Raw genomic sequence first — 19653 nt, forward strand, 5'->3', positions numbered from 1 at the left:
CCGGCTGATCCATTTATCCACTGCCCATCTCCACTGCCAACCCCGCAAGGACATTCCATGAGCAACGACACCCAACCGAAAATCGCGATCATCGGCTACGGCAGCCAGGGCCGCGCACATGCGCTGAACCTGCGCGATTCCGGCTTCGACGTCACCGTCGGCCTGCGTGCCGGCGGCCCGACCGAAGCCAAGGCGCAGGCCGATGGCTTCACCGTCGTGGCGCCGTCCGAAGCGGTCAAGAGCGCGGACCTGGTCGCCATCCTGACCCCGGACATGGTGCAGAAGAAGCTCTACGAAGAGGTCATCGCCCCGAACATGAAGCAGGGCGCCTGCCTGCTGTTCGCGCATGGCCTGAACGTGCACTTCGACATGATCAAACCGCGCGCCGATCTGGACGTGGTGCTGGTCGCGCCCAAGGGCCCGGGCGCATTGGTGCGTCGCGAATATGAAATCGGCCGCGGCGTGCCGTGCATCTATGCGGTGTACCAGGACACCAGCGGCAAGGCCGAGCAGTTCGCGCTGACCTATGCCGGCGGCCTGGGTGGCGCGCGCGCCAACATCATCAAGACCACGTTCAAGGAAGAAACCGAAACCGATCTGTTCGGCGAGCAGGCCGTGCTGTGCGGCGGCGCCTCCTCACTGGTGCAGGCCGGTTTCGAAGTGCTGGTCGAGGCCGGGTATCAGCCCGAAATCGCATACTACGAAGTGCTGCACGAATTGAAGTTGATCGTGGACCTGTTCTACGAAGGCGGCATCACCCGCATGCTGGAATTCGTGTCCGAAACCGCACAATACGGCGATTATGTCAGCGGCCCGCGCGTGATCGATGCCGGCACCAAGGCGCGCATGAAGGACGTGCTGACCGACATCCAGAACGGCACCTTCACCAAGAACTGGGTGGCCGAATACGACGCCGGCCTGCCGAACTACAACAAGTTCAAGCAGGCCGATCTGGAACACCCGATCGAGGAAGTGGGCAAGAAGCTGCGCGCCAAGATGGTGTGGCTCAACGGGCAACAGCAAGCCGCTGCCGCACCTGCGAATCAACAGGCGGCATAACGCCGCCGCCTCCCCCACCGCTTAAACCGAAGGTCCGCAACGCATGAACACCTCCGCACACAGCACGCCCCGCAATGGCGCGCGCTGGCTGACGCAGGCCCTGGAAGCCGAAGGCGTGGAAACGCTGTTCGGCTATCCGGGCGGCACCATCATGCCGTTCTACGACGCCCTGGTGGATTCCAGGCTCAAGCACATCCTGGTCCGTCACGAACAGGGCGCTGCACTGGCTGCCAACGGCTATGCCCGTGCCAGCGGCCGGGTCGGCGTGTGCGTGGCCACCTCAGGCCCGGGCGCGTCCAACCTGGTCACCGGCATCGCCGACGCGATGCTGGACTCGGTGCCGATGATCTGCCTGACCGGCCAGGTCGCCACGCCGCTGCTGGGCACCGACGCCTTCCAGGAGCTGGACGTGTTCGGCATGACCATGCCGATCGTCAAGCACAGCTTTCTGGTGCGGCGTGTGGAGGAGCTTCCGGAGATGGTGCGCGAGGCATTCCGCATTGCGCGCGAAGGACGTCCCGGGCCGGTGCTGATCGACCTGCCCAAGGACGTGCAGGTGGCCGACGCCTCGCATCTGCCCCTGCATGTTCCGGCAGCGGTGCAGCCGCCGCCGGCGCCGGCGGACGCAAAGCTGGCCGAAGCACTGGCGGCGATCGCCAGTGCCGAGCGCCCGGTGGTGTACGGCGGGGGCGGAATCGCGCTGGCCGGCGCGGTGGAGGCGTTCCGCCGTTTCGTCGAAGCCACCGGCATCCCGACCGCGCTGACCTTGCGCGGCCTGGGTGCATTGCCGCATGCGCATCCGGACTACCTTGGCATGCTGGGCATGCACGGGACCCGTGCGGCCAATATGGCCATCCAGGAATGCGATCTGCTGGTGGTGGTCGGTGCGCGTTTCGACGACCGTGCCACCGGCAAGCTGAGCGAGTTCGCTCCGTTTGCGCGCGTCATCCATCTGGATGCCGACGCGTATGAAATCTCCAAGCTGCGCACTGCCGATATCGCGGTGCCCGGCGACGTGGCAGTCAGCTTGAAGGCCTTGAGTGCGGCGCGCGGCAACTGCCAGGCCTGGCGCACGCGTTGTTTTGCCAACCGCGAAAAGTTCGGCGCGCGTTACGACGCGCCCGGCACCGATATCTACGCACCGGCGCTGCTGAAGCGCCTGAGCGAAGTGGCTCCGGCCGACACCATCATCGCCTGCGATGTGGGTCAGCATCAGATGTGGGTGGCGCAGCATTGCCGCTTCAACGATCCGCGTAATCACCTCACCAGCGGCGCCCTCGGCACCATGGGCTTCGGCCTGCCGGCCGCGATGGGCGCACAGTTCGCCTGCCCTGACCGCACCGTGGTGCTGGTCTCCGGCGACGGCAGTTTCATGATGAACGTGCAGGAGCTGGTGACGATCGCACGCTGCAAGCTGCCGGTGAAGATCGTGCTGCTGGACAACAGCTCGCTGGGCATGGTGCGGCAGTGGCAGGAACTGTTCTTTGCCGAGCGTTACAGCGAAATCGACCTGTCCGACAACCCGGATTTTGCGGCGCTGGCGCAAGTGTTCGGCATTCCGGCCAAGCGCATCATCGCCCGCGGCGACGTGGATGCGGCACTGGCCGAGCTGCTGGCCCAGCCCGGTCCAGGCCTGCTGCATGTCGCGATCGACGCGCGTGCCAATGTGTGGCCGCTGGTGCCGCCCAACAACGCCAACAGCACCATGCTGGACAGCAATCCCGCACATGCGGCCAAGGAGACATCGCATGCGTTACCGGCTTGATCTGGTGCTGAAGCCGGCAGAAGGCGCGTTGGTGCGGGTGATCGGCATGACCGAACGCCGTGGCTTCCGCCCATGTGCGATCCAGGGCGCAGCAGCGCCGGACGATGCCGGGCGCTGGCATCTGCTGCTGGATGTGGACAGCAACCGTCCGCCGGAAACGCTGCGCCTGCAGCTGGAGAAGGTCTACGACTGCGAATCGGTGGTGATCACCGCACTGGAATCGGTCGAGGCTGCGGCATGAGCATGCAGACCTCGCGCGACCATCAGACTGCCGTCCGGAGGTGTCTTCTTCCGGATCGGCCGCGCGCGTGCCGCAATGCCTGATTCCGGCCGCCCTTCCGCACAGGAGCCAGAGGTAGGCGACGTGGCCGTCAGCGTGGCCGACGTGCTGGCCGCACAGGCGCGCCTGCGCAAGTACCTGTCGCCCACGCCGCTGCACTACGCCGAACGCTTCGGTGTGTGGTTGAAGCTGGAGAATTTGCAGCGTACCGGCTCCTACAAGGTGCGCGGCGCATTGAATGCGTTGCTGGCCGGGCTGGAACGCGGCGACGAGCGCCCGGTGATCTGCGCCTCGGCCGGCAACCACGCGCAAGGTGTGGCGTGGTCGGCGTACCGGCTGGGCGTGCAGGCCATCACGGTGATGCCCTACGGCGCGCCGCAGACCAAGATTGCCGGTGTCGCGCATTGGGGCGCCACCGTGCGCCAGCATGGCAACAGCTACGACGAAGCGTTCGCGTTTGCGCGCGAGCTGGCCGACCAGAACGGCTATCGCTTCCTGTCTGCCTTCGACGACCCGGACGTGATCGCCGGCCAGGGCACGGTGGGCATCGAGCTGGCGGCGCATGCGCCGGACGTGGTGATCGTGCCGATCGGCGGCGGCGGCCTGGCCTCCGGCGTGGCGCTGGCATTGAAGTCGCAAGGCGTGCGCGTGGTCGGGGCGCAGGTGGAAGGTGTGGATTCGATGGCGCGCGCCGTCCGTGGCGATCTGCGCGAGATCACCCCGGTGCCGACGCTCGCCGATGGCGTGAAGGTCAAGATTCCAGGCCTGCTCACGCGCCGCCTGTGCTCGAGCCTGCTCGATGACGTGGTGATCGTGCGCGAGGCCGAATTGCGCGAGACATTGGTGCGCCTGGCACTGGAAGAACACGTCATTGCCGAGGGCGCCGGCGCCCTCGCCCTGGCCGCCGGTCGCCGGGTTTCCGGCAAACGCAAATGTGCGGTGGTCTCTGGCGGTAATATCGACGCAACCGTGCTGGCCACACTCTTGTCCGAGGTGCGGCCGCGTCCGCCACGCAAGCCGCGCCGTCGCAATACCGAGCGGCTGCGCAACGAACGCAGCGCCAATCCGCCACCCGCCACACACGTTCATTCCCGCCCATCCGCAGTCGCTTCAACGCCTGTCACCGCCATCGCCGTAGAGGAGTCTTCCTGGTGAACACGACCGTATCCAACCAGACCCCGCGTATCCGAATTTTCGACACCACCCTGCGCGACGGCGAGCAATCCCCCGGCTGCAGCATGACGCCCCAGCAGAAGCTGGTCATGGCGCGCGCGCTGGACGAACTCGGCGTGGACATCATCGAAACCGGTTTTCCCGCCAGTTCGCATTCGGACCGGGAAGCGGTGGCGATGATGGGCCGCGAACTGCGTCGCCCCACCCTGGCGGTGTTGTCGCGCTGCCTGCAGGCCGACATCGAAACCTCGGCCAAGGCGCTGGAAACAGCCGCAAACCCGCGCCTGCATGTGTTCCTGTCCACCAGCCCGCTGCATCGCGAGCACAAACTGCGCATGAGCCGCGAGCAGGTGCTGGAATCGGTGCATAGGCACGTAACGCTGGCGCGCGGCTATATCGACGATGTGGAATTTTCTGCCGAGGATGCAACTCGCACCGAAGAAGATTTCCTGGCAGAGGTCACCCGCGTGGCGATCGCCGCCGGCGCCACCACGATCAATTTGCCCGACACGGTCGGCTTCACCACGCCGGAAGAAATCCGCGGCATGTTCTCGCGTCTGATCGCCAGCGTGGAAGGTGCCGACAAGGTCATCTTCAGCGCGCATTGCCACAACGATCTGGGCCTGGCGGTGGCCAACTCGCTGGCGGCCATCGAAGGCGGTGCGCGCCAGGTGGAATGCACCATCAATGGCATCGGCGAGCGCGCGGGTAATTGCGCGCTGGAAGAAATCACCATGGCGCTGAAGGTGCGCGGTGCGTTCTACAACATCGATTCGGCAATCAATACGCCGCGTATCGTCTCCACCTCGCAATTGTTGCAACGCCTGGTCGGCATGCCGGTGCAGCGCAACAAGGCGGTTGTGGGCGGCAACGCATTCGCGCACGAATCGGGCATTCATCAGCACGGCATGCTGCGCCATCGTGGCACCTACGAAATCATGCGCCCGGAAGATGTGGGCTGGGAATCCTCGCAAATGGTGCTGGGCCGCCACAGCGGCCGCGCCGCGGTCGAGCAGCGCCTGCGTGCGCTGGGTTATCTGCTGGAGGAGGAAGAGGTCAAGCTGGTGTTCGAACAGTTCAAGGCGCTGTGCGAGAAGCAGCGCGTGGTCACCGATGCCGATCTGCAGGCATTGATGCAGGACGCTACCGTGCAGGAAGGCTACCGCCTGGCGTCGATGACCATCAGCGATGTGGGCAGCCGCGCGAATGCATTGGTGGAGTTGTCCGACCCGGAAGGCAATCGCGTGGCAGAAACCGCACAGGGCAATGGCCCGGTGGATGCGCTCTTCGGTGCATTGGCCTCGGCCACTGGCGTGAAGCTGGAGCTGGACAGCTACCAGGTGCACAGCGTGGGCATCGGCGCGGATGCGCGCGGCGAAGCCAGCCTGAGCGTGCGCCACGACGGCGTGGAATACGAAGGCACCGGCACCAGCAAGGACATCATCGAAGCCAGCGCGCTGGCGTGGCTGGATGTGGCCAACCGCTTGTTGCGTCAGCGCGAACGTGGCGTGGTCGCCGGCAAGACGGCTGCGGTGGCGTAACGCTGCGCATTGGATCGATGATGCAAGCCTCACGGCCAGCAGAGTGATCTGCTGGCCGTTTCGGTTTTTTGCGTGCGAACATTTTTACAAGTGTGTCGGTTGGCTGCTGGCGCGCTTGCCGACGTGGCAAAGCTCCGGCCTGCTACAGGCACTTGCACGCATACCGGCCTGGGACACGCCGCAAGTACGTCCATGTAGGCTCTGCCGCGGCATCCATGCCGCTCAAGGTCCCATAGCGGTACGCGCTCAAGCACCAGCGATTGCTGTCGGCAGCTGAGGACACGGATGCGTTATTGCGCTGGCGACCATTCCCGCGCACTACAACGCTTCGGGACTGCGAGCGCTTTTACAGCGCAGCCACCACCGCATCGCCCATTGCCACGGTGCCCACCTTCGTGGTGCCTTCCGACCAGATGTCGGCGGTGCGCAGGCCTTGATCGAGGACCTTGCCCACGGCGCGCTCGATGGCGTCTGCGGCATCGGCCTGCGCGAAGGTGTAGCGCAACATCATCGCCACCGACAGGATCGTGGCCAGCGGATTGGCAATGCCCTTGCCGGCGATGTCCGGCGCCGAACCATGGCACGGCTCGTACATGCCTTTGCTGTTGGCATCCAGCGAGGCCGACGGCAGCATGCCGATGGAACCGGTGAGCATGGATGCCTGGTCGGAGAGAATGTCGCCGAACATGTTGTCGGTCACGATCACATCGAACTGCTTGGGCGCGCGCACCAATTGCATCGCCGCGTTGTCCACGTACATATGCGACAGCGCGATATCCGGGTAGTCCTTGGCCACTTCCTCGACCACTGCACGCCATAGCTGGCTCGATGCCAGCACGTTGGCCTTATCGACCGAACACAACTTCTTCCCGCGCAGGCGCGCCATCTCAAAACCTGCCTTGGCGATGCGACGAATCTCGCTCTCGCTATACGGCAAGGTGTCGTACGCCTGGCGTTCGCCGTTGTCCAAGGTGCGCGTACCGCGCGGCTGGCCGAAATAGATGCCGCCGGTGAGCTCGCGCAGGATCAGCAGATCCAGCCCGGCCACGACCTCGGGCTTGAGCGTGGACGCATCGGCCAGCTGCGGATACAGCAATGCCGGCCGCAGGTTGGCGAACAAGCCCAGCTGCGAGCGGATCTTGAGCAAACCGCGCTCCGGGCGCAGCGACGGGTCGATGGTGTCCCACTGCGGGCCACCCACCGCGCCCAGCAACACCGCATCGGCGGCGCGCGCGCGCTCCAGTGTTTCATCGGCCAACGGGCTGCCGTATTTGTCGTACGCAGCGCCGCCCAGCTCGTCATACGCCAGCTCGAAACCCAGACCGTGTTGCGCGTCGATGCGTTTCAACACCTTGACCGCTTCGGCCATGATCTCCGGGCCGATCCCGTCGCCGGGAAGAATCAGAATCTGCTTGCTCATGCCACCCTCGTGAAGTGACGCCGCAGCGTCATTGAATTCAATGCAATACACGCACGCGGCATGATCGACGCACGCGCGTGCGGCTCAACCTCACTGCAGCGCGCCAAACAACCACGGCTGGCGCGCGCGATGGTCTTGCTCGAAGCGCCCGATGGCATCGGCGTCCTGCAAGGTGAGGCCGATATCGTCCAGCCCGTTGAGCAGGCAGTGCTTGCGGAAGGCATCGATGTCGAAGCCGTACTCCACGCCATCGGGGCGGCGCACGCGTTGTGCGGCCAGATCCACGGTGAGCTGGTAGCCCTCGGTCGCCAGGCATTGTTCGAACAACGCATCGACCTGCGCTTCGGCCAGCACGATCGGCAGCAGGCCGTTCTTGAAACTGTTGTTGTAGAAGATGTCGGCAAAACTCGGCGCGATTACGGTGCGAAAGCCGTACTCGTCCAGCGCCCACGGCGCATGCTCGCGCGAGGAACCGCAGCCGAAGTTTTCCCGGGCCAGCAAGACGCTGGCGCCCTGATAGCGCGGGAAATTGAGCACGAATTCGGGATTGAGCGGGCGCGTACTGTTGTCGCGACCAGGCTCGCCAATATCCAGATAGCGCCACTCGTCGAACAGGTTCGGACCGAAACCGGTGCGCTTGATCGACTTCAGGAATTGCTTGGGAATGATCTGGTCGGTATCGACATTGGCGCGATCCAGCGGCGCCACCAGTCCGGTGTGTTGGGTGAAAGGGGTCATTGAGAGAGGCCGGGATTTGGGATTGGGGATTGGGGATTGGGGATTCGAAAAGGCTGCGGATGGGCGGAGCGCTTCTACGAATCCCGAATCCCCACTCCCGAATCTCCAAGTTCACGCACATCGACAAAATGCCCGCTCACCGCCGCAGCCGCCGCCATCGCCGGGCTGACCAGATGCGTGCGGCCGCCGGCGCCCTGGCGACCTTCGAAGTTGCGGTTGGAGGTGGACGCGCAATGCTCGCCGCTGCCCAGCTTGTCCGGGTTCATGGCCAGACACATCGAGCAGCCTGGCTCGCGCCATTCGAAGCCGGCGTCCAGAAACACCTTGTCCAGGCCTTCGGCTTCGGCCTGGGCCTTCACCAGGCCCGAGCCCGGCACCACCAACGCCTGCTTGATGGTGGAAGCGACCTTGCGGCCCTTGGCCACTGCGGCGGCCGCGCGCAGATCTTCGATCCGCGAATTGGTGCACGAGCCGATGAATACGCGATCCAGGCGGATGGCGGTGATCGGCTGGTTGGCGGTCAATCCCATGTATTTGAGCGCGCGCTCGATCGAATCGCGCTTGGTCGGGTCCTGCTCGGCGGCTGGATCGGGCACGTGCTGATCGATGGCCAGCACCATTTCCGGCGAAGTGCCCCAGCTGACCTGCGGCTTGATGTCTTCGGCACGCAACTCCACCACGGTGTCGAAGTGGGCGTCCGGGTCGGAGACCAGCGTGCTCCAGAGCGCCACCGCCGCATCCCAGTGGGCGCCCTTGGGGGCGAACGGCCGCCCTTTGACGTAGGCAATGGTCTTCTCGTCCACCGCCACCATGCCCACGCGGGCACCGGCTTCGATGGCCATGTTGCAGATGGTCATGCGGCCTTCCATCGACAGCGCGCGGATGGCGCTGCCGGCAAATTCCAGCGCATGCCCGTTGCCGCCGGCGGTACCGATCTTGCCGATCACCGCCAGCACGATGTCCTTGGCGGTCACCCCGAACGGCAGCGTGCCTTCCACGCGCACCTGCATGTTCTTCATCTTCTTGGCGATCAGGCACTGCGTGGCCAGCACGTGCTCGACTTCCGAGGTGCCGATGCCGTGGGCCAGCGCGCCGAATGCGCCGTGCGTGGAGGTGTGCGAATCGCCGCAGACCACGGTCATGCCCGGCAAGGTGGCGCCCTGCTCGGGTCCGACCACGTGCACGATGCCCTGGCGGGTATCGTTCATCTTGAACTCGAGGATGCCGAAGTCGTCGCAGTTCTCGTCCAGGGTCTGCACCTGCAGGCGCGAGACCTCGTCGGAAATCGACTCCAGACCGCCCTGGCGCTCGGCGCGCGTGGTCGGCACGTTGTGATCGGGCGTGGCGATATTGGCGTCGATGCGCCATGGCTTGCGCCCGGCCAGGCGCAGGCCTTCGAAGGCTTGCGGCGAGGTCACCTCGTGCAGGATGTGGCGGTCGATGTAGATCAGCGACGAACCATCGTCACGGCGTGTGACCTCATGCAGGTCCCACAGCTTGTCGTACAGGGTCTTGGCAGTCATCGCGGCAATCCGAGTGGCGGATGGTGGGTGCGCCCACCTGGCTGAGATCGATGCTAGGAGCTTGCCTTGGATTACGCAAATTCATATTGTTTATTCAAGAAATGAATTTTAGGAATAGCAATGGACCTGGCGAGCCTCAATGCATTCGTGGCGATCGCCGAGAGCGGCAGCTTTTCGGCAGCCGGCGAGGCCTTGCACCTGACCCAGCCTGCGGTAAGCAAACGCATTGCACTCCTGGAGGCGCAATTGTCGGCGCGGCTGTTCGATCGCCTGGGCCGGCAGGTGGTGCTGACCGAAGCCGGACAGGCGTTGCTGCCGCGCGCGCAACGCATCCTGGCCGAGCTGCAGGACACCCGCCGCGTGCTGGAGCATTTGGGTGCAGCCGTTGGCGGCCGCTTGAGCCTGGCCACCAGCCACCATGTGGGTCTGCACCGCCTGCCGGCCTTGTTGCGCGGTTTTGCCACGCAACATCCGCAGGCGGCGCTGGACATCCAGTTCCTGGATTCGGAGCTGGCGTACGCCGCGGTGCTGCGCGGCGAGGTGGAGCTGGCAGTGACCACCCTGGCACCGGACACGCGCGCTCCGCTGCGCGCGCAGCCGATCTGGCACGACCGCCTGCAGTTCGTCGTTGCGCCCGATCACCCGTTGGCGGCACTGCCTGCAGTGTCGCTGGACGATGTGGTGGCGCACCCGGCGGTGTTGCCCGATCCGGGCACATTCACCCATCGCATCGTTGCCAACCTGTTCGCCGAGCGCGGCCTGGTGCCGAGTTTGCGCATGACCACCAATTACCTGGAAACGATCAAGATGCTGGTGTCGGTGGGCCTGGCCTGGAGCGTGCTGCCCGAGCGCATGATCGACCACCAGATCGTGGCGCTGCCGCTGGCCGATGTCGCGTTAGCCCGCGAGCTGGGATGCGTCACCCATGGCGGGCGCACCTTGTCGCGTGCGGCGCGGGCATTTGTTGCGCTGTTGCATGCGCAGGCGGATCTGGCGCAGGCGTAGGCTGCCGGCGAGATGTCTGCAGCGTGCTGCACGTGTTGGCGAAAGATAACGTCAGCAGTTTGATCTCGGCACGAGCGCACGAGAGGTGCGATGCGTCCTGCGCACGCGGCTTGCTGACTCGGCGATGCCGCGGCCCGGCCGGCAACGCTGCGCTACTTCTTCGCCACACACCGCCCGTGCAATGTAACAACACCTGTCTTGCATCGGGCCCGCATGCAGCAGTTCATAGGCCTCAGCAACGTCTTACGGCCCGATCAAACGATCCCGCCCCTGCCGCTTGGCTTCGTACAGGCGATGGTCGGCCAACGCCAGCAATTCGCGCCGGCTGGGCGCCTCATCGCTCATCGCCATGCCCATGCTGGCGGTACAACGCACGGTCATGCCTTGCGCATCCACTTCGATGACGGCCAGTCGCTGTCGCATGCGCTCGAACAGCGCGCGCGCCTGTACCGCATCCAGCCCGGTGGCCGCCAGCAGGAATTCTTCGCCACCATGACGCGCGGCAAAGCAATGCGCCTGCTCCTGCTCGCCCAACACCTCGCCGATGGCCGACAGCACCGCATCGCCCACCTCATGGCCGTAGTCGTCGTTGATACGCTTGAAGTGATCGATATCCATCAACGCCAGCGCCAACGCCGCGCCACCAGCGTGCGCCTCATCGAACCATTGCTGCAGTACACGCTCGGCTTCGCGCCGGTTCGGCAGCGCCGTCAGCACGTCGTGGCTGGCGCGGTATTCCAGCTGGCGCATCAACGCTTCGCGCTCCTGGCTGGCCTGCTGCAGCGCCAGGTTCTTGTCGCTCAGTTCGCGCGTGCGCCGGTCGATGACGGTATTGAGCTGGCGCTGACGCAGGCGATAGCTGGCGGTACGCCACAGATACAACCCGTAGATCACGCTGGCCAGGCCGAGGATGCCCAGGCCGACCACTTCGCCGCGGCGCCACCACGGCGGCGCCAGTTCGATGACCAGGCTGGCTTCGCCCAGCAGGTCGTTCTGCCGCCAATCCACCGGCAGCGACATCGCTTGCACGCGGAAGCGGAAACGGCCCGGCGGCAAATTGGTGTAGACCGCTTCGCTGGCATTGTCGGCATCCACCCACTCCGGGTCGAAGCCCTCCAACCGGTAGCGATACCGCACCTTGTCCGGGCCGCGGAAATTCAGCCCGGCATACACGATCGCGATACGCCGGGTCTCGGCGCCGAACCGGTGCGGGCCACTGAGCGGCTGCACCATGCCATCGACCAGCAGGCGCTCGAAGACGATCGGCACCCGATGGCCTTGCAAGGTGCCCACGCGGGCCGGATCGATCACGCCCAGGCCTGCGGCGGTGGGGAACAGCAACTGCCCGGACTGGGTCAGCCAGCCAGCGGGCGCGCTGCTGCCGTTGCCCTGGTTGCTGGGCATGCCGTCGCTGCGGTCGACCACTTCCACGCTCAATTGCTCGCGCGTGCCCGCATCGAGCTGGTCGAAGTTATCGCGTGCGATGCGGAACACCCCGTGGTTGCTCGACAGCCAGAAATAGCCACGGCCGTCGTCGATCACGCGAAACACCTTGTCGCGCGGTAGTCCGACCCGGTGGTCGTAGACGCGGAAGCTGTCGCCGCGCAACCGCAGCAGGCCGCGATCGCTGGCAATCCACACATCGCCAGCGGCATCGCGCAGGAAATCGAAGGCGTTCTGCCCGGGGAAATCCTGCTCGCCCAGCCAGGCGCGGGTACTGCCGTCCGGCGACAGCGCGGTCACGCCGCGATCGGTGCCGATCCAGACGATGCCCTGCGCATCGCGGTACAACACCTGCACCGAGCCATCCGGTACGCCGTCGGCTGCGGTGTAGCGGCGTGCCTTGCCGTTGCGCCAGCGCACCAGCCCGGCGGTGGTGCCGATCCACAGATCGTCGCCGTCCGGCAACACCGCACGCACCGACATCGAGGGCAGGCCATCGGCCGCGCTGATGCGCACCAGCACGTGGCCTTGCGCGTCCAGACGCACCACGCCCTGGCTATAGGTACCGGCCCACACGCCGCCATCGCCAGCATCGGCCAGCGCCAGCACCGATTGCTCGAGCACGCGCCCTCCTTCGCTGGGCGACAGCGACACGCGGCTGATGGTGCCCTCGCGCCAACGATCCAGGCCGACGGCATTGCCCACCCACACCGTGCCCTCGCCGGTCTGCAGCACGCAGCGCACGTAGTCCGAACTCAGACCCTCGTCGTGGGTGACGCCGTGCGCGGCGCCCTCGGCGATGCGGAACAGCCCGTGGGTGCTGCCGACCCAGATCAGGCCTTCGGCGTCTTCCAGCAGCGCCGGGCTGGCGACGCCGGAAATGGCGATCTGCTCGTCCGGGTCGTTCGGCCCGCTGTGCACCACCAGCGTGCCCGAAGACAGGCTCATCCACAGGTGCCCGCGGCGGTCCAGCAACACCGAATCCACGCGTTGGCCCTGGCGGAAACGCTGCAGGCCACCGCCACGGCTCCACCACCACACGCCATCGTCGCCGGCGACCAACAGGCCGCCCTGACGGTCGCTGGCCAGCCGCCGCACCGGCGCATCGCGCATCCCGTGCCCCCTTCCCCAGGCCACCGCCTGGACGCCATCGTGCGGCAGCCGATACAGCCCGACCTCGGTACCAACCCACAGGTCGCCGCGTTCGTCCGCAGACAATGCCGTGACGCGCGCACGCGGCAAGCCGGTCTGGCGGCCGACGTCGACCACCCGCCCGTCGCCCTCGATGCGGTACAGCGTCTGCGGCGTGCCCACCCACAGCGCGCCATCGGCACGCCGCAGCAGGGCGCTGACCGCAAGATGCCGCGCCGACGCATCGCCCAGTTGCTGCCAATGACCGTCCTGATAGTGGTAGACGCCGTCGAACGCAGTGCCGAACAGCATGCCGCCGGTGCTGTCGCGAACCACCACAAATACCCCGCCCAGCTCGACGCCGGGAGTGTTCTGGCGGTCGTACACGGTGAAATCGCGCCCATTGAAGCGCGCCACGCCTTCCCAGGTACCCAGCCAGATCAGCCCGTCTTCGCCCTGGGCCACCGCGTGCACCAGGTTGTGCGGCAGGCCGTCGTCCATGTTCCAGCGCGTGACGGTGTGGTACGCGGCGTGCTTGAGCACCTGCGCGGCCGCGGGCCAGGCGTTGAGCAGTGCGCAACACAACAGCAGCCACAGCCACGCCAGCCCGATCCGCCGCACGCACGTGCTGCGAACGCAGCTTATGTGCGCCTGCGTACCGCCCCTTCCCACGCTCCCCGTCCCCTCGTCCGTGCTCGCTGGAGATACCTGCCCGTATGCACCGGCAGGCCTACGGCCAATTTATCACCGGGGTTTTTGTGCTGCCTTCGGTGGATCCCTGACAGCTGCCGGGAGCGGCACGACACCGGGAACCGGGCAGGCGGAACCGTTAACGTAGCGGTCGGGCGCCGAGTATAAATATAGAACCCGATGGTCTAGTATTGACGGCATGTCCAGCTCGTCCCCCCTCAATTCCAAGACCAAGAGCAATGGCCCTGGTCGTCCCAAGGATCTTGGAAAGCGTGCCGCCATCCTGGGTGCCGCCCGCACCATGTTCATGGAGCAGGGCTATGCAGGGGTCAGCATGGATGGGATCGCCGCGCAGGCCGGCGTCTCCAAACTGACCGTGTACAGCCACTTCGGCGACAAGGAGAGCCTGTTTTCCGAGGCGATCCGCGCCCAGTGCCAGCACATGATGCCGGACGACCTGTTCGATCACGCCCCCAAGGGCGCATTGCGCGACCAGCTCACCGAGATTGCCCATGCGTTCTTCGCCATGGTCAGCACCGAATCGGCCATCTCCACCCACCGCATGATGATGGCGCCCGGGACCGGCGACGTGCATATCCGCGAGATGTTCTGGGATGCAGGCCCCAAGCGCACGCAGCGGGCGCTGGCGGATTTCCTGTCTGCGCGGGTGGCCGACGGCCAGCTGGAGATCCCGGACGTGGCGCGCGCTGCCTCGCAATTCTTCTGCCTGCTCAAGGGCGAGCTCTACGCCTTGATGATGTGCGGCCTGCACGGCCAGCCCACCCGCGCCCAGGTCAATGAGCACATCGACACCAGCGTGGACTTCTTTTTGAGGGCCTATGCGCCGCGCTGAGCGCCCCCGGCCTTTGGTGGCGATGACTTCCGGCACTGCGCCGGATGGCAGCGCGCGGCGATGCTAGATGCGCCAGGTGCCTCGCGCACCGGTAAAATGTTCGCCCCACCGCGTTGGATACCCGCACCATGACGATCGATTTCACCCAGGCCCGCGAAAAGATGGTCGAGCAGCAGATCCGGCCGTGGGACGTGCTGGACCTGCGCGTACTCGACGTGCTGGCGCGCATGCCGCGCGAAGCCTTCGTGCCGGAGGCCTACAAGACGCTGGCCTATGTCGACGTGGAAATTCCGCTGTCGGCCGGTCACAAGATGATGAAGCCGGTGGTCGAAGGCCGCATGTTGCAGGCACTGGACCTGCAACCGGGCGAGGACGTACTGGAAATCGGCACCGGCAGTGGCTTTGCCACCGCCTGCCTGGCCGCACTGGCACGCGAAGTCCTCAGCCTGGAGATCGACCCGGCGCTGGCCGCGGCTGCGCGCGCCAATCTGGACCGCACCGGCCTGGGCAGCAACGTCCGTATCGAAACCGCCGATGTCTTCGGCTGGCAGAGCGAGCGTCGCTTCGACGCCATCTGCGTGACCGGCGCGGTCCACACGCTGCCCGTCCAGTGGCTGCAGTGGTTGCGCCCGAACGGCCGGTTGTTCGTCGTGCGCGGTCACGACCCGGTGATGGAAGCGGTCCTGGTCCGTGGCGAGGTCAACGCCCCGCGCATCGAATCGTTGTTCGAAACCGACCTCGCCTATCTCCAGGGCGCCGCACCGACGCCCCGATTCCAATTCTGATTCCCAAGGAAGCTCCCCCGATGATCCGCCGATCCCTCGTCCTGGCCCTGGCCGCCGCCCTGTCTCCGATGGCTGCGCACGCCACCGACCTGCTGCAGGTCTACGAAATGGCCCGCAACGGCGATCCGCAGCTGGCCGTGGCCGAGTCCACGCGCCTGGTCAATCGGGAGGGTCAGGTGCAGGCGCGTGCGGCGTTGTTGCCGCAGCTGGACGGTAGCGCCAGCTACACCCAGTCGCATCGTGAGCTGGAGGGCGTCGATGGCCGCTCCACGACCAAGCAGCGCCAGTACGCGATTCAAGGCAGCCAGACCATCTTCAATTGGGCGCAGTTTTCCAACCTGCGTGCGCAACGCGAAGTGGCCAAGGCTGCGGATTTCACCCTGGCATCGGCCAATAACGACCTGATCACCCGCACCTCGGCGGCATATTTCCAGGTGCTGGTGGGGATCGAGTCGCTGGCGGCAGCCGAGACCAACGAGGCGGCCGCAAAGAAGCAGTTCGACTACGCCGACAAGCGTCTGGAAGTGGGTCTTGCACCGATCACCGACGTGCACGAGGCCCGCGCCCAGTACGACCAGGCACGGGCAGACACCATCAACGCGCGCAATACGCTCAAGGACTACTACCAGGCACTGACCGAGCTCACCGGCCAGCCTGTGGTCGGCTTGCGCGCATTGCCAGATGAGTTCCGCCCCGAAGTACCGGCCGCCTACAGCAACGTGGATCAATTGGTTGCCACCGCGATCGCCGACAATCCGGCGCTGAGGGCGCAGCAGTTGCAGGTCAGTGCTGCCGAGGCGCAGGTCAGTGCCGCCCGTGCCGGCCATCTGCCCACGCTGAGCCTGGGTGCCAATGTCGGCCGCAGCAATAGCTGGGGTGGTCAGGGAACGGTGGATGAGGCGGCGGGCAACTTCACCACCGCAGGCCGCGACATCGACACCGATTCCGTCGGCATCACGCTGACGATTCCGATCTTTGCCGGCGGCGCGACCCAGTCGGCCGTGCGTCAGGCACTGTCGCAACGCGATATCCAGCAGGACACCTACGAGCAGCAGAAGCGCGCGCTGGATCGCAACACCCGCAATGCCTACCAGACCGTTGTTGCCGGTATCAGCGAAGTGGAAGCCCGCCGCCTGGCCGTGGTGTCGGCGCAAGCTGCCTACGACGCCTCGCAGGTGGGTCTGGAAGTGGGCACGCGCACCGTGCTGGACGTGGTGCAAAACCAGCGCACGCTGTTCCAGGCGCAACTGAACTACGCACAGTCGCGTTACAACTTCCTGCAGAACCGCCTGCTGCTGGGCCAGGCCATCGGCAAACTCGACATCACCGATCTGCAGGACGTCAACCGCCTGCTATCGCAGGACGCCGAATCCAAGCTGCAGGGCAGTGGGTCGCTGCAGTAAGGCGAGCTGGATGCACAAAAAAAGCGGGCCAAGGCCCGCTTTTTTTGTGCGCGATGCAACCGCATGCGCGCCTGTCGTGACGGCGGCTGCAAGTGCGCTAACCCGGCCACGCAGGCGTGCAGCATCCGGTGCAAGTGATCCCACCACGCGTCTCACTGCCCGGCGCAAGTTCTCACCGTTGAGCGCAACGAGGGCTGCACTCCGGCGCCAGGCTCGGCGGAGTGCGGCACGCCCATGCACGCAGCCACGCAGCCACGCAGCGAGCGACAAACCTCATGCCACAACGCCCGCGCTCGCCAGCGGCGGCAGATCGGCAGCGATCTGCACCAAGGTGCGGGCCACCGCGCCCTTGCCGTTGGCGACCAGCGCCAGGCCTGCAGCGGTCATCGCCTCGCGTTGTGCGGGGTCGGCGAGCAGGCGCGCCAACGCCTGGTAGACGCACTCGGCATCCTCGCAGATGGCAACCGCATCGGCTTGGCGCATGCGCCGCGAAATCTCAGAGAAGTTATGCAGATGCGGGCCAGTGATTGCCGGCGTTCCGACGGCGGCCGGCTCAAGCAGGTTATGCCCGCCGATCGGCTGCAGGCTGCCACCGACGAAAGCCACCTGCGCGCACGCATAGAAGCTCATCAGCTCGCCCAGGGTGTCGATGACGAATACCTTGTCGCCCGCCTGCGGCCATTGCTGCGCCTTGCGCGTGGCAACGCGCCAGCCGCGCTCGCGTGCCAACGTCTCGACCTTGGGAAAGCGCTCGGGATGGCGCGGTGCCCACAACAGCAGCAAATCCGGAAATAGCAGCAGTAACCGTGTGTGGATATCGGCAACGGCGGCCTCTTCGCCTTCGTGCGTACTGGCGGCGATCCACACCGGGCGCGTGGCCGGCACGTGCATGCGAAACTGCGCGACCAACGCCTGCAATTGCGTAGGCGCTGCGATATCGAACTTGAGATTGCCCAGCGCGATCACCTGATCCGGGCGCGCGCCCAGGGTGACGAACCGCTCGGCATCGTCCTGCGACTGCGCCGCCACGCAGGTGACGGTGCGCAGCGCGCGACTGATCAACGGCGCCAGCAACCGATAGCCGCGCAACGAGCGCGCCGACAACCGTGCGTTGAGGATGTACACCGGAATCTGGCGATCGCGGCAGCCGAACAACATGTTCGGCCACAGCTCGGTTTCCAGGATCAAGGCCAGACGCGGGCGGAAGTGTTCGAGAAACCGCCCCACGCTGCCCGGCACGTCGTAGGGCAGATACACATGGTCCACCGCATCGCCCCACAGCGCGCGCACGCGCTCGGAGCCGGTGGGGGTAATGGTGGTGATGACCCAACGGATATCCGGGCGCTGCGCTCGTAGCGCATTGACCAGCGGCGCGGACGCGTTGACCTCGCCCACCGACACCGCATGCACCCACACCCGTGGGCGCCCGCAGGCGTGCGTGTAGGACGCATAGCGCTCGTTCCAGCGATTGAAGTATTCGCGCACGCGGAAACCGCGCCACACCAGGTGGTACACCGTGACCGGCAACAACAGGTAGAGCAGCGCCGAGTACAGCCCGCGCAACAGCCATTCGATCGGATCTTTCCGCATCCGTGCAGGATACGGGAGCGTCCGTGCGTGCGCATGTGCACGCTGCCTGCTGGGCGCAATCCCTTGGAGCGTGTTATGTACGTTGAGGTGAGTGCGAAGCGTCCTGTGGCGCGTCGAGACACCGCGTGCGCCTTGCCCAGGCGGCCAGCCTGGGCAAGGCGCGCAACGCACTATCGGTGTGCCACAGGGCGCTCCCGGAGGGTTGGCCGTCAGCGGCGCGGAGCGGGCACCGCGCCGCTGACGGCCAACGCATCTCATCGCAAAGTGCATCACACGCTCTAGAATTGACGCATGTCCGAGCCCGCCAACGTCGCCGTCCGCCCTTCCCTGCGCAACCCCAAGCACTGGCCGATGTATCTGGGCCTGGCGGTGATGGTGGTGGCAGGGCGCCTGCCCTGGACGCTGCAACGTGCCGTGGGCCGCGGCGTGGGCTGGATTGCCATGCGCCTGGCGGGCACGCGTCGGCGCGCGGCCGAGGTCAACCTGAAACTGTGTTTCCCCGAGCAGGACGATGCCTGGCGGGCGCGGCTGTTGCGCGACAGTTTCGACGCGCTCGGCGTGGGCCTGTTCGAGTTCGCGCGCGCCTGGTGGGGCAGCATCGATGTCATTCGACCAGGCGTGCAGATCGAGGGCCTGGAGCATCTGCAGCAACTGCAACAGCAAAAACGTGGCGTGTTGCTGGTATCCGGCCACTTCATGACGCTGGAAATGTGCGGGCGCCTGCTATGCGACCACGTGCCGCTGGCCGGCATGTACCGCAGGCATCGCAACCCGGTGTTCGAGTGGGCGGTCAAGCGTGGGCGCTTGCGCTATGCCACGCACATGTTCGCCAACGAAGACCTGCGCGCCACCATCAAGCATCTCAAGCGCGGCGGTTTTCTGTGGTATGCGCCGGATCAGGACATGCGCGGCAAGGACACCGTGTTCGTGCCGTTCTTCGGACATCCGGCCTCCACCATTACCGCCACGCATCAGCTGGCACGGTTGACTGGCTGCGCGGTCGTGCCGTACTTCCATCGTCGCGAAGGTGGCCGTTACATCCTCAAGATCGCACCGCCATTGGCCGACATTCCGTCCGATGACGTCATCGCCGATACCACGCAGGTCAATGCCGCCATCGAAGACATGGTGCGCGAAGCGCCGGACCAATACCTGTGGATCCATCGGCGCTTCAAGCGCCAACCGGGCGGACGTAGCGATTTCTATCGCTGACGCCGGCTCGGCGAACGCCTGCAACGCATGTGTGGGCGTTGC

15 protein-coding genes are annotated in these 19653 nt (G+C 65.8%); 10 read left to right on the forward strand and 5 right to left on the reverse strand.

What is annotated here, in order from left to right; genetic code table 11:
- Nucleotides 1–57: 57 nt before the first annotated feature.
- From ilvC to ACCQ16_RS16465, 5 genes are all read left to right on the forward strand, one after another.
- Nucleotides 58–1059 (forward strand): ketol-acid reductoisomerase, encoded by a 1002-nt coding sequence (gene ilvC / locus ACCQ16_RS16445; RefSeq protein WP_008573705.1) that lies wholly within the window; start codon nt 58–60, stop codon nt 1057–1059.
- 43 nt (nt 1060–1102) lie between these two features.
- Entirely contained in the window at nt 1103–2824 is a 1722-nt protein-coding gene (gene ilvG / locus ACCQ16_RS16450) for an acetolactate synthase 2 catalytic subunit (protein ID WP_008573703.1), read from the forward strand.
- Nucleotides 2808–3065 (forward strand): ACT domain-containing protein, encoded by a 258-nt coding sequence (locus tag ACCQ16_RS16455; protein WP_003483347.1) that lies wholly within the window; start codon nt 2808–2810, stop codon nt 3063–3065. The genes ilvG and ACCQ16_RS16455 overlap by 17 nt, the downstream gene beginning before the upstream one ends.
- A gap of 123 nt (nt 3066–3188) precedes the next feature.
- A complete protein-coding gene (locus ACCQ16_RS16460; protein WP_008573702.1) occupies nt 3189–4259 on the forward strand; it encodes a threonine dehydratase in 1071 nt (356 codons plus the stop codon).
- Nucleotides 4256–5818 carry a 2-isopropylmalate synthase gene (locus tag ACCQ16_RS16465; RefSeq protein ID WP_011348521.1) on the forward strand — a complete coding sequence of 521 codons (1563 nt, stop codon included), beginning with the start codon at nt 4256–4258 and terminating at the stop codon, nt 5816–5818. Before ACCQ16_RS16460 ends, ACCQ16_RS16465 begins: the two co-directional genes overlap by 4 nt.
- 346 nt (nt 5819–6164) lie before the next feature.
- Here ACCQ16_RS16465 and leuB read toward each other — a convergent pair whose 3' ends face one another.
- The 3 genes from leuB to leuC form a co-directional block, all read right to left on the reverse strand.
- Nucleotides 6165–7238 carry a 3-isopropylmalate dehydrogenase gene (leuB, locus tag ACCQ16_RS16470; protein WP_277572497.1) on the reverse strand — a complete coding sequence of 358 codons (1074 nt, stop codon included), beginning with the start codon at nt 7236–7238 and terminating at the stop codon, nt 6165–6167.
- 90 nt (nt 7239–7328) lie between these two features.
- Nucleotides 7329–7976 carry a 3-isopropylmalate dehydratase small subunit gene (gene leuD / locus ACCQ16_RS16475; protein WP_014091004.1) on the reverse strand — a complete coding sequence of 216 codons (648 nt, stop codon included), beginning with the start codon at nt 7974–7976 and terminating at the stop codon, nt 7329–7331.
- 74 nt (nt 7977–8050) lie between these two features.
- Nucleotides 8051–9499 carry a 3-isopropylmalate dehydratase large subunit gene (gene leuC / locus ACCQ16_RS16480; RefSeq protein WP_014091005.1) on the reverse strand — a complete coding sequence of 483 codons (1449 nt, stop codon included), beginning with the start codon at nt 9497–9499 and terminating at the stop codon, nt 8051–8053.
- 120 nt (nt 9500–9619) lie between these two features.
- Between leuC and ACCQ16_RS16485 the strand changes: the two genes are divergently transcribed.
- Nucleotides 9620–10504, forward strand: coding sequence for a LysR family transcriptional regulator (locus ACCQ16_RS16485; protein ID WP_127165982.1), 885 nt, complete (start codon nt 9620–9622; stop codon nt 10502–10504).
- A 243-nt stretch (nt 10505–10747) separates the two neighbouring features.
- Here the strand turns inward: ACCQ16_RS16485 and ACCQ16_RS16490 are convergent, their stop codons facing one another.
- On the reverse strand, nt 10748–13750 hold the full coding sequence (locus tag ACCQ16_RS16490) for a two-component regulator propeller domain-containing protein (protein WP_277572496.1): 3003 nt from the start codon (nt 13748–13750) through the stop codon (nt 10748–10750).
- Nucleotides 13751–13967: 217 nt separating this feature from the next.
- Between ACCQ16_RS16490 and ACCQ16_RS16495 the strand changes: the two genes are divergently transcribed.
- The 3 genes from ACCQ16_RS16495 (at nt 13968) to ACCQ16_RS16505 (ending at nt 16809) form a co-directional block, all read left to right on the forward strand.
- Nucleotides 13968–14621: a TetR/AcrR family transcriptional regulator gene (locus tag ACCQ16_RS16495; protein ID WP_003483364.1), complete on the forward strand. Its 654-nt coding sequence runs from the start codon at nt 13968–13970 to the stop codon at nt 14619–14621.
- 128 nt (nt 14622–14749) lie between these two features.
- A complete protein-coding gene (locus tag ACCQ16_RS16500; RefSeq protein WP_011348526.1) occupies nt 14750–15406 on the forward strand; it encodes a protein-L-isoaspartate O-methyltransferase family protein in 657 nt (218 codons plus the stop codon).
- Nucleotides 15407–15426: 20 nt separating this feature from the next.
- Complete coding sequence (locus ACCQ16_RS16505; protein ID WP_008573685.1) at nt 15427–16809, forward strand: TolC family outer membrane protein; 1383 nt, start codon at nt 15427–15429, stop codon at nt 16807–16809.
- 273 nt (nt 16810–17082) lie between these two features.
- Here ACCQ16_RS16505 and waaA read toward each other — a convergent pair whose 3' ends face one another.
- A complete protein-coding gene (gene waaA, locus ACCQ16_RS16510; RefSeq protein ID WP_277572495.1) occupies nt 17083–18399 on the reverse strand; it encodes a lipid IV(A) 3-deoxy-D-manno-octulosonic acid transferase in 1317 nt (438 codons plus the stop codon).
- 291 nt (nt 18400–18690) lie between these two features.
- Between waaA and ACCQ16_RS16515 the strand changes: the two genes are divergently transcribed.
- The gene (locus ACCQ16_RS16515; RefSeq protein ID WP_008573681.1) at nt 18691–19611 is read left to right on the forward strand and encodes an LpxL/LpxP family Kdo(2)-lipid IV(A) lauroyl/palmitoleoyl acyltransferase; all 921 of its coding nucleotides are present in this window, start codon (nt 18691–18693) and stop codon (nt 19609–19611) included.
- Nucleotides 19612–19653 lie beyond the last annotated feature (42 nt).

It is taken from the genome of Xanthomonas sp. NCPPB 1062 (genome assembly GCF_041481705.2).
In the GTDB taxonomy this organism is placed as follows: domain Bacteria; phylum Pseudomonadota; class Gammaproteobacteria; order Xanthomonadales; family Xanthomonadaceae; genus Xanthomonas; species Xanthomonas euvesicatoria.